Here is a 12,713-nt window from a genome sequence, read left to right on the forward strand (position 1 = left end):
GTGCGCGTCAGGAACGCACGAGTCGGGCGATCGCGGCGGAGGCTTCGGCGAGTTTCGCGTCGGCCTCGTCGCCGCCGTCGGCCACCGCGCGGCTTACGCAGTGCCCGAGGTGCTCGTTGAGCAGGTTCAACGCGACCGACCGCAGCGCGCTGTTGACGGCGCTGATCTGAGTGAGGACGTCGATGCAGTACTTGTCCTCGTCGATCATCTTGGCGATGCCCCGCACCTGACCCTCGATGCGGCGCAGCCGCTTGGCGTAGTTGTCCTTCTGCGGCGAGTAGCCGTGCGCGGCAGTCATGCGTCCAGGGTACCCCCGCGGGGTATCTAAATTGATTTGGGAGGTGCTCGCGGCCCGCGCATACTTGGGCCATGCCCCAAACCAAGGCACGTACCCCTGATATCAAACCCCGCAGCCGCGACGTCACCGACGGTCTGGAGAAGGCCGCAGCCCGCGGAATGCTGCGCGCGGTCGGCATGGACGACGAGGACTTCGCCAAGCCGCAGATCGGTGTGGCGTCGTCGTGGAACGAGATCACGCCGTGCAACCTGTCGTTGGACCGCCTGGCCAAGGCGGTGAAGGAAGGGGTTTTCGCCGCGGGCGGTTATCCGCTTGAGTTCGGGACGATCTCGGTGTCCGACGGGATCTCGATGGGCCACGAGGGCATGCACTTCTCGCTGGTGTCGCGCGAGGTGATCGCCGACAGCGTGGAAACCGTGATGCAGGCCGAGCGCCTCGACGGCTCGGTGCTGCTCGCGGGCTGCGACAAGTCGCTGCCCGGAATGCTGATGGCCGCAGCCAGATTGGATCTGGCCGCAGTGTTCCTCTATGCGGGCTCGATTCTGCCCGGGCGGGCCAAATTGTCCGACGGCACCGAGCGCGACGTCACGATCATCGACGCGTTCGAGGCGGTCGGCGCGTGCGCGCGCGGCCTGATGCCGCGCGAGGACGTCGACGCCATCGAGCGCGCCATCTGCCCGGGCGAGGGCGCCTGCGGCGGCATGTACACCGCCAACACGATGGCGAGTGCTGCTGAGGCACTGGGCATGTCGCTGCCCGGCAGCGCGGCACCGCCGGCGACGGATCGCCGCCGCGACGTGTTCGCCCGTCGCAGCGGTGAGGCCGTCATCGAATTGCTGCGCCGCGGCATCACCGCCCGCGACATCCTCACCCGGGAGGCGTTCGAGAACGCGATCGCGGTGGTGATGGCGTTCGGCGGCTCCACCAACGCCGTGCTGCACCTGCTGGCCATCGCGTACGAGGCCAACGTCAAGCTGTCGCTGGAGGATTTCAGCCGGGTCGGGTCGCGGGTGCCGCACCTGGCCGATGTCAAACCCTTCGGCCGCCATGTGATGTTCGACGTCGACCGCATCGGCGGTGTCCCGGTGGTGATGAAGGCATTGCTGGATGCCGGTCTGCTGCACGGTGATTGCCTGACGGTGACCGGGCAGACCGTCGCCGAAAACCTCGCGCACATCGCGCCGCCGGACCCGGACGGCAAGGTGCTGCGGGCCCTGGACAACCCGATTCACCCGACCGGCGGCATCACGATCCTGCACGGGTCGCTGGCGCCTGAGGGCGCAGTAGTCAAGTCGGCGGGTTTCGACTCCGACGTGTTCGAAGGCACCGCAAGGGTTTTCGACCGGGAGCGGGCCGCGCTCGACGCCCTGGCAGACGGCACCATCAAGAGCGGTGACGCGGTGGTGATCCGCTACGAGGGCCCGAAGGGCGGGCCGGGGATGCGCGAAATGCTCGCCATCACCGGCGCCATCAAGGGCGCCGGGTTGGGCAAGGACGTGCTGTTGCTGACCGACGGCCGGTTCTCCGGCGGCACCACCGGGCTGTGCGTCGGACACGTCGCACCCGAGGCGGTCGACGGCGGACCGATCGCGTTCCTGCGCGACGGCGACCGCGTCCGCCTCGACGTCGCCAACGGAACGCTCGACGTCCTCGTCGACGCCGACGAGTTCACTTCCCGCCGTGCAGGTTTCACGCCCCTGCCACCGCGGTACACCACCGGCGTGCTGGCCAAGTACACCAAGCTCGTGGGGTCCGCGGCAATCGGAGCGGTCTGCACATAACCTTGGCAGCGACGGATTGGCTGGCGTGGGATCACAACGCCTACTATCAGCGCCGGCTGATGAGGCAGTTGCCCAGACCGTGCACACGGGTGCTCGACGTGGGCTGCGGCGCCGGGGAATTCGCTGCCCGACTAGCCACCCGTGTACAGCACGTCGACGCGGTGGACAAGTCGCCGGTGATGATCGAGGCGGCCCGGCAGCGCACGCCGGCGAACGTCACCTGCACCTTGGCCGATGTCATGCAGTCGGATTTGCCCGCCAATCATTACGATGCGATCGTCTCGAACACGGCGCTGCACCATCTGCCTCTCGACGAGGCACTGCGGCACCTCGCGCCCGCGCTGCGACCCGGCGGCGTGTTGGCCGCCATCGTCCTCCCGCGCTCCGACCTGCGTCATGAGTTGCCGCACGAAGTGTGCGCCGCGGTCGGTCACCGCGCCTTCGGGGTCGTATTCGCGACGCTGCGGGCGGTCACTCAAGGCGGTTGGTATCGAATCGAGCCCACCCACGAGATGATGCCGAAGGTTGTCGATCCCGCGCTGACAACCCGCCAGGCCCGGCAACTGGCAACCGCAACGCTGCCCGGAGTGCGGGTGCGACGCCTGGTGTTCTGGCGATACCTTTTGGACTGGCGCCTACCGCTCGAAACATGATGGCGTACAAGACCTCTCCCGGCCGGCTTGCCCGGCCGGGTCAGAGGAGAATCGGCGCCTAGTCTATGCGTGCTTTGCTTCGTCGCTGCGCGCGCGCATACCGAAGTACATCGCGTTCAAGCCCAGCACGGTAAGCACCGCACCTGCAATCACATTCGACCAGATCATGCCGCCGTGCGGCGAGACGTGGTAGATGACCCACGGCGAAACGATGAACCACACCCCGAGGACCGGCAGCGTCCAGGTCATGCCGTGAGTGCGGTCCAATGCGGCCGCAAACCCATACGCCAGCGCCGCGCACACGAGACCGACGATCAGGTCGTTGACCGCCAGCGGCCTGGTCATTTGGAAGCCGACGATCCACGGCGACACCGCCGCATAGACCGCCGTCAGCAAAATCAGACCGAAGGTGCCCTGCGCGGACATCGACTCGGCGGCGCGCTCATACCGCGCCCGCAGAGCCAACAAATCCGGGTGGTGATCGATTGATGAATGGACTGTGCTCATTTTGTGACCTTTCTGTTATGCAGCAAGCCTTTTGGGCCCACTGCAACCCATCCACCTGCTCCCAAGATTACGCTCGCTGAGCATTCGCCAGCAACGAAAACTGGTGGGGTCCGACGGCGGTGAATTAGCGTCAACACATGAACATCGCTGATCGACTCCGGCTCGACGTCCCGGTAGGCCAGGCCGGCATGGGCGGCGGAATCGCGGGCGCGCGGCTGGCCGGTGCGGTGGCCCAGGCCGGCGGGCTGGGCACACTCGGGCTGGTGACGCCCCGGCACCTGCAAACCGCGATAGCGGACGTGCGCGCACAGGCCCCCGGTCGTGCCGTCGCGGTGAATCTATTGATGCCCTTCGTGCGCCGCAGCCACGTCGAGGTGTGCGTCGAGTATCGGGTCGACGTCGTCGTGGTGGCCTTCGGCGGTGATCGACACCTGGTGCAGCGGCTCGGCGACGCCGGGATCTTCGTATTCGTGATGGTCGGCACCGAGGCGCAGGCGCGCGACGCAATCGCCTGGGGCGCCGATGGTTTGATCGCCCAGGGCCGCGAGGCCGGCGGACATCTCGTCGGAACCATGTCGGCGCTCGAATTCCTGCCGCGGGCACGGGCTGCAGCCGGTCAGCGGCCGGTATTCGTCGCCGGCGGAATAGCTTCCGGCGCCGACACCCGTGCGGCACTCGATGCCGGCGCCGATGGCGTCATCGCCGGCACGCGGTTCTTGATGACCCACGAGGCCAGCGCCCACCCGGCATATCAGCAGCGAATCGTCAACGCCGACAAGACCGTCGAGACCACGCTGTTCGGGCTCAGTTGGCCGCTTCGGCACCGGGTCGTCCCCAACGCCGCCACCCGACGATGGTGCCGCGATGACGGGTCTGCCAAGGCATTGCCCGCCGCTCTCAACTCTGCGAGCCGCTGGCTGTCCGTGCTCGGTTACTTCGACGCCGACGTGCTGATCCGTCTGCAGTCCCCTGCGCTGCCGGTGTTTTCGCCGCTGGCGCCGCTGGACGGCATGCCGGAGTCGTCGGTGGACTGCGGCGCGCTCTACGCCGGCGAAACCGCGTTGCGCATCGACAAGGTGACCTCCGCCCGGCAGGCCGTCGAAGACTTGACGCCTACTTGACCAACGCCATCGCGAAGCCGTCCCACTCTTTGGCGCCGACCGTCTGAATCACCGCGGTGTCCAGGCGCGGGTGTTCGCCCATCAGCTCCAGCGTCCGCCGTGACGCCTTGACGGCCTCGTCGCCGGAGTCCTGCGCCAGGATCCGTCCTTCGCGAATGACGTTGTCTACCACGATGACTGAGCCGGGCCGGGTGAGCCGGACCGCCCACTCCAGGTAGGCGACGTTGTTTTCTTTGTCGGCGTCGATGAATACCAGGTCGAAGGGACCGCCGGTCACTGTCGGCAACGTCTCCAACGCGGCACCCACCAGCACCTCCACCCGGTCGCTGACACCGGCGCGGGTGAGGTTGGCGCGCGCGACCTCGGCGTGCTTGGGGTCGTATTCCAGCGTGACCACCCGTCCCTCAGGGCCGGCTCCCCTGGCAAGCCAGATGGTGCTGAACCCGCCCAGCGTGCCGATTTCCAGAATGCGACGGGCCCCGATCGCTCCGGCCAGCAGGCCGAGGAACTTGCCTTGTTGGGCCGACACGGCGATGCGCGGCAATCCAGCCGCGTCGCTGGCCTCGAGTGCGGCGGTCAACTCGGGATCGTCGCCCACCACCGTCGCGTCCAGAAACGCGTCGACATCCTTCGGGTTCGGCTGCGCAGTCATGACGTCCACGCTAGCCGATCACGGGAATCGGTACGACGGCCTTTACGGTATACCCCTATGGGGTATACACTGCATCCGGGCAAGCATCCCGGAATCCTCCGGGATCCCAACACAGACAGGGTTGACTTCATGAGCAATTACGAGGCTGGGACCTTGCTCACCTGTGGCCACGAAGGATGCGGATGCCGGGTTCGTATCGAGGTCGAGTGCCACTGCGCCGGTTCGGGCGAGGCCTACCGCTGCACCTGCGGCGACGAACTGGTCGCTGTCAGCTAGTGGAGTCGCCGGGCTGGCCGGTCAGCGTCCGAAATCGCGGCCGGTTAGCTCGGCTTCCCCCGTAAGTTCCAGGGCCACCGCCGACGAGCCCACCGCGACCGCGTGACGGCCTGGCGCGATGCGCCACCTGCCGTCGCGATAGCGACCCAACAGCCGCGGTTCCGCCTCGATCGTCACACGGCGGGACTCGCCGGCGTCGAGTTCAACCCGTTCGAATCCGAGCAGCCGCAATCGTTCTCCGTCTGCGGCCGCGGTCAGGTAGACCTGCGGCACGTCAGCGCCGCGACGACCGCCAGTGTTCACCACGGTGAGGCTGGCGGTGATCGTGTCGCCGCCGCTGATCACCAGGTCGCGGTGCTCGAAGCTGGTGTAGGACAGGCCGTGCCCGAACGCGAACATCGGCTCCAGGCCCCGGCTGGCGAACCATCGGTAGCCGACCTCGGCGCCTTCGGTGTAGCGGATGGTTGTCGCCGTTCCCCACGGTGCTCCCAGCCCGGGCAGCTCGGGACGCGGCGTCTGGTCGAGATCTACCGGAAACGTGATCGGCAGACGGCCTGACGGATTGACCTGTCCGGCAACGACTTCCGCGATCGCCTGAGCACCGGCCTGGCCTGGATACCAGGCTTGCACAATCGCGTTGACCTTCTCGCGCCACGGCATTGCGACGGGATTGCCGGTCTCCAGCACCACGACGGTGTTCGGGTTGGCTTCGGCGACCGCGGCGATCACCTCGTCCTGACCCCAGGGCAGCGACAAGTCGGCGCTGTCCAGGCCTTCGCCTTCCACACGGACGGCGAACACGATCGCGACGTCGGCCCGTCGCGCCGCCAGCACCGCCTCGGCCGGAGTGACGGCCGGATCGAATTCGACGCTGGCGTGCGGCAACTGCTTTCGCAATTCGGCGACCGGCGACGACGGCAGCAGATACAGGTTGCGCAGACTGCCCGGCCAGCCGAGCGGAAACACCTCGGCGAAGCCGCCTGGCGGAACCACTGTGCTCGACCCGCAGCCTGCGGGCACGCCGAGTTGCGCGCAGCCGCCGATGACCGCGATGCGCGCTTCAGCCGACAGCGGCAGCGCGCCACCGTTTTTCAACAACACGATGCCCTGCCGGGCGACCTCCAGCGCGACTTGGCGGTGGGCCGCCATATCCACCGCGGGCGTCGCGACCCACTGGTCGACGCCCACCGCGAAGATCGATCGCAGAATCCGTCGCACCATGTCCGACAGCCGCTCCTTAGACAGTTTCCCGTCGTCGTAGGCTGCCTTGAGTGCGTCGCCGAACGCCTCGCCCTGCCATAACATTCCGTCGATCTGCGCGCCGGATTCCTGGTCGAGGCCGTTGACCGCGAACTCCCAACTCGGTGTCGCGCCCCAGTCGGACATCACCCAACCGCGGTATCCCCACGCGTCTTTCAGCACGCCGTTGATAAGAGCGTCGTTGCCACCAGCGTACTCGCCGTTGACTTTGTTGTACGCGGTCATCACCGCGCCCGGCTGTGCCCGCTCGATCGCGATTTCGAAAGCCAGAAGATCGGATTCGCGGTGCGCGTCGGGATCAATCACCGCATCCAGCCAGTGCCGGTTGGTTTCGTTGCAGTTCAGCGAGTAGTGCTTGATCGTCGAGATGACGCCGTGCTGCTGGATGCCGTTGACGGACTCCGCGGCGATCGCCGCGCTCAAAAGCGGGTCCTCGGAAAGGTATTCGAAGTTGCGGCCGTTGCGCGGGTCACGGGCAAGGTTGATCCCGCCGGCCAGCAGCACGTTGAACCCGCGGCTGCGGGCTTCACGCCCGGTCGCCGCGCCGGCGGCGCGGGCAAGGGCCGGATTGAAGCTTGCCGCCAGTGCCAGGCCGGCCGGCAGCGCGGTTGCGGTGTCGCCGGACCGGTAGCCGGGGTTGGTGACGCCCAGGCTAGCGTCGCTCATTAGCAGCGCGGGCACCCCGAGGCGCGCGACGCCGGGTACGTAGCCGGCGCTCATCGGCACGTCCGGCGGTATGCGCTCATCACGCAGGGGCAACAGCTCGCTGGCGCCCATCACGCTGCGCAGCAACGAAAATCGCTCGTCGTCGCTCATCTGCGCCTCGACCTCGCGGGCGCGAACGTCGGAATCGCTCACCGCACACCTTCTTTCGCGTACACCACCCGCAGCACGTAGCCCAGTTCCGGCCCCATCACCAGCCCGGCCAACGAGCACAGCGTCGTGACGAAGCGTGGTCCGTGTGCTGGTGCCTCGTCGCACAGATGATGGGCGATCTCGTGCAGCACGACCAGTTCGCGCATCGCCCAGTCGGCGGTGTCGCGGTCGGGCACCGCGATAACCCCTGTGCCCTCGCCGCTTTCGTAGTGCGCGGCGGTGGCGGCCCGCCGGGCGCGCACTCGCAGCGGCGGCGTGCCGGGCCAGTGCTGCCGTACCGCCGGCAGGGCCAGCACGTCGTCGACGTAGCGCTGCACCGCGGCCACCGAGCCGAACCGCGCCTCCGGCGGCAGGGTCAACTGCGCGCCGAAGAACTCGACGCTGCGTGAGGCGTGCTCGGCGGCACGGTCGAACAGCGTGCGAACGAATTCCTCGGCGGCGTAGACCCTCGAGCGCTGCGTGTCGCGGTCAGCAGTGCTCATCACTCCAACGCGGCCCGCGCTCCCGACAGCTCCGCGCTGTTGCCGAGCCGCGCCCGCCGGCCGGCACGGTCACCCGCACGGCGCGCCGCCGACGAATATCCCGCCGAGGCGCTGCTGGCCCGCCAGGTGCCCCGGGCCTGCGACGCGCCCCGGTAGTAGTCGCGCAGCTCGATTTCCTTGTTGCGCAGGGCGATTGCAGTTCCCGGTGGTCTGCCGCGGTCCTTCTTGGCTTCTTGCTGGGCCTCTTCCCGTGCCTCGGCCAGCCGCTGCCCGACCCGGGCGCCGAATGCGAGCTGGAAATTCAGCCGCGCGGTGATTGTCGGCGTGGGCCGGTGCGCCCCTGACGCGATGTAGGCGTCCGACGCGCGCACCATCTGGACCACCAGGCTTGCGTACAGCGCATGGGTGGCGTCGATGTCCTCGGCGAACCCGTACGCGTAGACGAACGTCGAGTTGGAAGCGACGTCGCAGCGCACGTCGTTGGCGTGGGCGATGACCACGAACAGCTGCACATAGGTACGCAGCCCCTTGGTGCCGGCCTCACCGATGGTGATGGTGCGCTGAATCGGTGACTGAGCGGGCGTGCGCTTGGCCGCGTGCGAGCGCGCCACCGCCAGGTCGATGGACGTCGCGGTGGCCAGGCGCTGCGCGGCCGCCATGAACGCCTCGGCCTCGTGGGTGTTGTCGGTGCCCTCGGCCTGACGTAACAGTGCCGCGATCCGCGCCAGCATCTTGTCGTCACTCATGGCGCCAAACTAGCCGACCCGTACGACATTTCGCTGCAGCCATTCACAGTCGTGCGTTGATCCACGAAATCACGTCGTCGAGCACCTGGTTCTGCTCGGGTTCGTTGAACACCTCGTGGTAGAGGCCGGGGTAGACCTTGAGCTCGACATCGGTGGACCCGACACATTCGACCAACCTCCGGCTGCCGTCGACGGTGATCAGCCGGTCCTCGGATCCGTGCACCACCAGCAGCGGCGCGGTCAGCGCGGGAGCGCGCCCAGGCATCGTCTCGCCGACCAGCACCAGTGCGCGGGCGACGCCTGCGGGCACCTTGCCGTGGTGCACCAGCGGGTCGGCGTCGTAGGCGTTGACCACAGCGGGGTCGCGCGATATCGCACTGGAGTCGAGTTCCTGCACCGGCAGGCCCGGCGCGACGGCGCCGAGCGCCTTGGCGAGGAATGCCAACAGCGGGGACACCTGCTCCTGGGCGGCTACCGCCGGCCCGGACAGCACCATCAGGTCGTAATTGTCGGGGCGTTCGACGCCGTAGGCGAACACGATCCCGCCGCCCATGCTGTGGCCCAGCACGACGCGCTTGCACGCCGGGTAGTCCTTGGTGGCGATTCCCACCAGGGTGTCGAAGTCGCCGGTGTACTCCGAGATGTCCTTGACCAGTACGCGCTTGCCGCCGGAGCGGCCGTGTCCGCGATGGTCCAGGGCGTACGTGACCAGTCCGTCGTCGCCGAACCGCTGCGCGACGTGGTCGTAGCGGCGGGCGTGTTCGCCCATCCCGTGGGACAGGACGACGACCCCGCGCGGTGCGGTGTCGGGTGTCCAGACGTCGTAGACGATGCGCACGCCGCCGACGCCGTCGAAGGTTCGTTCGGTGCGGGTGGTACTCATCAGAGGCAGCATGTCATACGCGCTGCGTAAGCTCTTGCCCGTGAGCCTGGTCGCGGAAAGCTTCGATAGTGACTTTTCGGCCCGCGCGGAGCCGTACCGGCGTGAACTGCTGGCGCACTGCTACCGGATGACCGGGTCGCTGCACGACGCCGAGGACCTGGTGCAGGAAACCTATCTGCGGGCATGGAAGGCCTACGAGCGCTTCGAGGGCAAGTCGTCGGTGCGCACCTGGTTGCATCGGATCGCCACCAACACCTGTCTGACCGCATTGGAGGGCAGGCAACGCCGGCCGTTGCCCAGTGGGCTGGGCGCACCGAGTTCGGATCCGACGGCGGAGTTGGTGGAACGCACCGAGATTGCGTGGCTGGAGCCGTTACCGGACCCGGCCGGTGACCCGTCCGACATCGTCGGCTCCCGCGAATCGGTGCGGCTGGCGTTCGTCGCGGCGCTGCAGCACCTTTCGCCGCGGCAGCGGGCGGTACTGGTGCTGCGCGACGTGCTGCAGTGGAAGGCCGCCGAAGTGGCCGAGGCGATCGGCACCAGCACGGCCGCGGTCAACAGCCTGCTGCAACGGGCGCGCGCGCAATTGGAAGCGGTGGGCCCCAGCTCCGACGATCGGCTGGCGGCGCCGGATTCGCCGGACGCGCAGGACCGGTTGGCCCGCTACATCGCGGCGTTCGAGGCCTACGACGTCGACCGGCTGGTGGAGCTGTTCACCAGCGAGGCGGTGTGGGAGATGCCGCCGTTCGTCGGCTGGTATCAGGGCCCGCAGGCGATTGCCACCCTGGTCCGGCAGCAATGCCCCGCGCAAGCCGCCGGCGACATGCGGCTTCTTCCGCTAGTGGCCAACGGGCAGCCGGCGGCCGCGATGTATATGCGCGACGGCGATCGCCACCTGCCGTTCCAGCTGCAGGTGCTGGACATCACGGCCGCCGGTGTGCGCCACGTCGTCGCCTTCCTCGACACCAGCCTGTTCGAGAGGTTCGGCCTGCCGGCCTCCCTCTAGGCGCCGAGTGTGGACTTATGCCACGCATCGACGTTGGAAACGTTCCTCAAGTCCACAATCGGCGAGCCATGTGCAGCCAGCTGCCTGCAGGGCATCACATGTGCGAACCACCACCAGGTCAGATCGATACCGCAGCAGGTCACCGCTGGCATGCACCATCCGCCAGCCGAGCGCGGCAAGCTCGGCCTGTCGATCGATGTCAGCGGTCCGAATCGCGGGATCCGTCCAGTGTTGCGGACCGTCGAACTCCACGCCGACCTTCCACTCGTCGTATCCCATGTCGATGCGGGCGAACGGAATTCCGTAACGATTGCGTACGACGATCTGCGTCTTCGGCTTTGGCAGTCCAGCACGAACCAGCACGAGTCGTGTCCGGGTCCCCTGCGGCGATTCCGCGCCGCCGTCCATCAACTCCAGGACTCGCCGCAATTGAACGAGCCCACGCGCTCCGCGATGGTTTTGGACGACGGATTCGATACTCGCCGGGCTGAGACCGGTTGCGTTGGCGAGCGCATCCACTCGAATGACCGCCGCAGTCAAGCCTTTCCGGCGGCCAAGGTCGAAGGCTGTGCGCGCGGGTGTGGTAACCGGCATCCCTCGGACTAGGCAGCTCTCGTCATCGTGGAGCTTTTCGCGATGGACGACGATGCCGTCGACATTGCACGCCTCGGTGCGATTCAATTCCGCCGGCAATCGCGAATCGATCCAGCGTGAACCATGCAGCGCGGCCGCCGACAGGCCAGCGATCGTGGCAGCTCGTCCAGACCACAACCAGGCCGCGACCCCTTTCGTGACGGCGCTCAACTCGTGGCCCTTCGGCATGTACACATTGCGATAAATCATCTCGTGTCGGCTGCGCAGGGTTCGCTTGGTAACGCGTCCTTCTGCCAATGCTTCGGTGCCGACAAAGGGCCAATCCCGCTCCCCCATGCGCGGAGCTTGTCACCACCAGCCGACGGCGCAAGTCGAATGTGGACTTCTGCAACCCAACTTGTGGAAAAGCGTTGATTAAGTCCACATTCGGCGACTGTCGGGCGACGGACCCGGCACCGACCGAACCAGGCCGGTGCCGGTGACCAGCGGCAGGTCCAGCGCCGAGAGCAGACCGGGCCGCGCCTCACACACCGCCGGAATAGCGTTGACCATTCGCGATGCGCCGGCCATCCGCGCGCCCAGGTCGTGGTCGTGGTCGTCGGCCATCTCGAACTCGCAGCGCATGCTCGGCGAGCCTTCGATCTCGACGCGGTACGCGCCGCGGCCCGACGCGGCTCCGTAGCCGAAGTCGCGCGGCGGGATCGAGATGTGTGGCTGCGGCCAGTCCGGCGCCATGTCGTCGTGCATGCGGGTGACATGGTCGACGACGAAAGTGGCTCTGCCGTCGACGTATCCGGTCAACGTCGACCGCATCGCACCGATGGTTCCCGCGGCGATATGCCCGGTCGGTGTGTCGAACGACTCGGTCGCCGCAATTCGCTCGACGTTCTCGTCGATGTGGTCGATCTTCACGCCGAGCCCCGCGGCGAGCTGGTGCAGCACCGGTCCCCAACCGAAGGTGAACATTCCCGGCTGCGCCGCGAACGCGGCAAACTCCCGCGGCTTGCCGAACCCGAGGATCTCGTAGACCGCCGCCTTGTCCGGATAGGTGGCGTAGTTGAACATCTCGGTCACCCGCACGCTTTCGATAACCCGCGACACCCCCGAAAGCGCCAGCGGCAGAATATCGTTGGCGAACCCGGTGTCGATGCCGGTGGTGAAAAACGACGCATCGCCCGCCAGCGCGGCTTCCCGCAACGGATCGGTGAACGCGGCGTCGACACCGTCGGGGTAGACCAGCGGCACCACCGAGCACGACACCACGTTCTTGCCGGCCCGCAGAATCGAGACCATGTCCGCGATCGCCTCCGCAGGACGCAGATTCGCTGCCGCGGCATAGATCACCGCATCGGCGTCACCGGCCAGCAGAGACGCGGGGTCCTGCGTCGCCACCACCCCCACCGGGCCGATCCCGCACAACTCCCCCGCGTCCCGGCCCGCCTTGGCGTCGCTGTGCACGACGAGATCGACCAATTCCAGCGCAGGGTGGTCGATCACCCCGCGCAGGGCGATCAAGCCCATCGAACCCGGACCCCAAACGCCGACCTTGAACATCAAAGCTCCTAATATTAGGACTCA

14 protein-coding genes are annotated in these 12,713 nt (G+C 67.4%); 5 read left to right on the forward strand and 9 right to left on the reverse strand.

Annotated features, from left to right (window positions below; translation table 11 throughout):
• Nucleotides 1–7: 7 nt before the first annotated feature.
• Nucleotides 8–298: a metal-sensitive transcriptional regulator gene (locus MFM001_RS01000; RefSeq protein WP_116372674.1), complete on the reverse strand. Its 291-nt coding sequence runs from the start codon at nucleotides 296–298 to the stop codon at nucleotides 8–10.
• 71 nt (nucleotides 299–369) lie between these two features.
• Here MFM001_RS01000 and ilvD point away from each other — a divergent pair, with 71 nt between their 5' ends.
• A complete protein-coding gene (ilvD, locus tag MFM001_RS01005; RefSeq protein ID WP_116372676.1) occupies nucleotides 370–2,079 on the forward strand; it encodes a dihydroxy-acid dehydratase in 1,710 nt (569 codons plus the stop codon).
• Nucleotides 2,080–2,081: 2 nt separating this feature from the next.
• Nucleotides 2,082–2,732 (forward strand): class I SAM-dependent methyltransferase, encoded by a 651-nt coding sequence (locus tag MFM001_RS01010; protein ID WP_238158828.1) that lies wholly within the window; start codon nucleotides 2,082–2,084, stop codon nucleotides 2,730–2,732.
• A 63-nt stretch (nucleotides 2,733–2,795) separates the two neighbouring features.
• On the opposite strand, the gene MFM001_RS01015 is transcribed toward MFM001_RS01010, so the two are convergent.
• Entirely contained in the window at nucleotides 2,796–3,239 is a 444-nt protein-coding gene (locus MFM001_RS01015) for an SPW repeat protein (RefSeq protein WP_116372678.1), read from the reverse strand.
• Nucleotides 3,240–3,376: 137 nt separating this feature from the next.
• Between MFM001_RS01015 and MFM001_RS01020 the strand changes: the two genes are divergently transcribed.
• Entirely contained in the window at nucleotides 3,377–4,360 is a 984-nt protein-coding gene (locus MFM001_RS01020) for a nitronate monooxygenase family protein (RefSeq protein ID WP_116372680.1), read from the forward strand.
• On the opposite strand, the gene MFM001_RS01025 is transcribed toward MFM001_RS01020, so the two are convergent.
• Nucleotides 4,353–5,012, reverse strand: a complete 660-nt coding sequence (locus MFM001_RS01025) for an O-methyltransferase (RefSeq protein WP_116373533.1) — start codon at nucleotides 5,010–5,012, stop codon at nucleotides 4,353–4,355. The genes MFM001_RS01020 and MFM001_RS01025 overlap by 8 nt on opposite strands.
• Before the next feature lie 129 nt (nucleotides 5,013–5,141).
• On the opposite strand from MFM001_RS01025, the gene MFM001_RS01030 reads away from it, so the two are divergent.
• On the forward strand, nucleotides 5,142–5,288 hold the full coding sequence (locus MFM001_RS01030; RefSeq protein ID WP_083133171.1) for a metallothionein: 147 nt from the start codon (nucleotides 5,142–5,144) through the stop codon (nucleotides 5,286–5,288).
• Nucleotides 5,289–5,309: 21 nt separating this feature from the next.
• Here the strand turns inward: MFM001_RS01030 and MFM001_RS01035 are convergent, their stop codons facing one another.
• From MFM001_RS01035 to MFM001_RS01050, 4 genes are read right to left on the reverse strand one after another with little or no spacing between them, the layout of a single operon-like run.
• Complete coding sequence (locus MFM001_RS01035) at nucleotides 5,310–7,406, reverse strand: glycoside hydrolase family 3 C-terminal domain-containing protein (RefSeq protein ID WP_192886817.1); 2,097 nt, start codon at nucleotides 7,404–7,406, stop codon at nucleotides 5,310–5,312.
• Entirely contained in the window at nucleotides 7,403–7,906 is a 504-nt protein-coding gene (locus MFM001_RS01040) for a TIGR04338 family metallohydrolase (RefSeq protein WP_116372682.1), read from the reverse strand. The genes MFM001_RS01035 and MFM001_RS01040 overlap by 4 nt, the downstream gene beginning before the upstream one ends.
• On the reverse strand, nucleotides 7,906–8,652 hold the full coding sequence (locus MFM001_RS01045) for a DUF2786 domain-containing protein (protein WP_116372684.1): 747 nt from the start codon (nucleotides 8,650–8,652) through the stop codon (nucleotides 7,906–7,908). The genes MFM001_RS01040 and MFM001_RS01045 overlap by 1 nt, the downstream gene beginning before the upstream one ends.
• 43 nt (nucleotides 8,653–8,695) lie before the next feature.
• Nucleotides 8,696–9,535, reverse strand: coding sequence for an alpha/beta hydrolase (locus MFM001_RS01050; protein ID WP_116372686.1), 840 nt, complete (start codon nucleotides 9,533–9,535; stop codon nucleotides 8,696–8,698).
• Here MFM001_RS01050 and MFM001_RS01055 point away from each other — a divergent pair.
• Nucleotides 9,483–10,541: a sigma-70 family RNA polymerase sigma factor gene (locus MFM001_RS01055; RefSeq protein WP_116372688.1), complete on the forward strand. Its 1,059-nt coding sequence runs from the start codon at nucleotides 9,483–9,485 to the stop codon at nucleotides 10,539–10,541. The genes MFM001_RS01050 and MFM001_RS01055 overlap by 53 nt on opposite strands.
• A 15-nt stretch (nucleotides 10,542–10,556) precedes the next feature.
• On the opposite strand, the gene MFM001_RS01060 is transcribed toward MFM001_RS01055, so the two are convergent.
• Nucleotides 10,557–11,471: a hypothetical protein gene (locus MFM001_RS01060; protein WP_116372690.1), complete on the reverse strand. Its 915-nt coding sequence runs from the start codon at nucleotides 11,469–11,471 to the stop codon at nucleotides 10,557–10,559.
• Nucleotides 11,472–11,549: 78 nt separating this feature from the next.
• Nucleotides 11,550–12,689 (reverse strand): dihydrodipicolinate reductase, encoded by a 1,140-nt coding sequence (locus tag MFM001_RS01065; protein WP_116372692.1) that lies wholly within the window; start codon nucleotides 12,687–12,689, stop codon nucleotides 11,550–11,552.
• Nucleotides 12,690–12,713 lie beyond the last annotated feature (24 nt).

Source organism: Mycobacterium sp. MFM001 (assembly GCF_003402475.1).
Classification (GTDB): domain Bacteria; phylum Actinomycetota; class Actinomycetes; order Mycobacteriales; family Mycobacteriaceae; genus Mycobacterium.

Excerpts from the sequence above, each read along its gene's own strand:
- MFM001_RS01000 (WP_116372674.1), bottom strand. The coding sequence starts at position 298 with ATGACTGCCGCGCACGGCTACTCGCCGCAGAAGGACAACTACGCCAAG.
- ilvD (WP_116372676.1), top strand. The coding sequence starts at position 370 with ATGCCCCAAACCAAGGCACGTACCCCTGATATCAAACCCCGCAGCCGC.
- MFM001_RS01015 (WP_116372678.1), bottom strand. The coding sequence starts at position 3,239 with ATGAGCACAGTCCATTCATCAATCGATCACCACCCGGATTTGTTGGCT.
- MFM001_RS01020 (WP_116372680.1), top strand. The coding sequence starts at position 3,377 with ATGAACATCGCTGATCGACTCCGGCTCGACGTCCCGGTAGGCCAGGCC.
- MFM001_RS01025 (WP_116373533.1), bottom strand. The coding sequence starts at position 5,012 with ATGACTGCGCAGCCGAACCCGAAGGATGTCGACGCGTTTCTGGACGCG.
- MFM001_RS01030 (WP_083133171.1), top strand. The coding sequence starts at position 5,142 with ATGAGCAATTACGAGGCTGGGACCTTGCTCACCTGTGGCCACGAAGGA.
- MFM001_RS01040 (WP_116372682.1), bottom strand. The coding sequence starts at position 7,906 with ATGAGCACTGCTGACCGCGACACGCAGCGCTCGAGGGTCTACGCCGCC.
- MFM001_RS01045 (WP_116372684.1), bottom strand. The coding sequence starts at position 8,652 with ATGAGTGACGACAAGATGCTGGCGCGGATCGCGGCACTGTTACGTCAG.
- MFM001_RS01055 (WP_116372688.1), top strand. The coding sequence starts at position 9,483 with ATGCGCACGCCGCCGACGCCGTCGAAGGTTCGTTCGGTGCGGGTGGTA.
- MFM001_RS01050 (WP_116372686.1), bottom strand. The coding sequence starts at position 9,535 with ATGAGTACCACCCGCACCGAACGAACCTTCGACGGCGTCGGCGGCGTG.
- MFM001_RS01060 (WP_116372690.1), bottom strand. The coding sequence starts at position 11,471 with ATGGGGGAGCGGGATTGGCCCTTTGTCGGCACCGAAGCATTGGCAGAA.
- MFM001_RS01065 (WP_116372692.1), bottom strand. The coding sequence starts at position 12,689 with ATGTTCAAGGTCGGCGTTTGGGGTCCGGGTTCGATGGGCTTGATCGCC.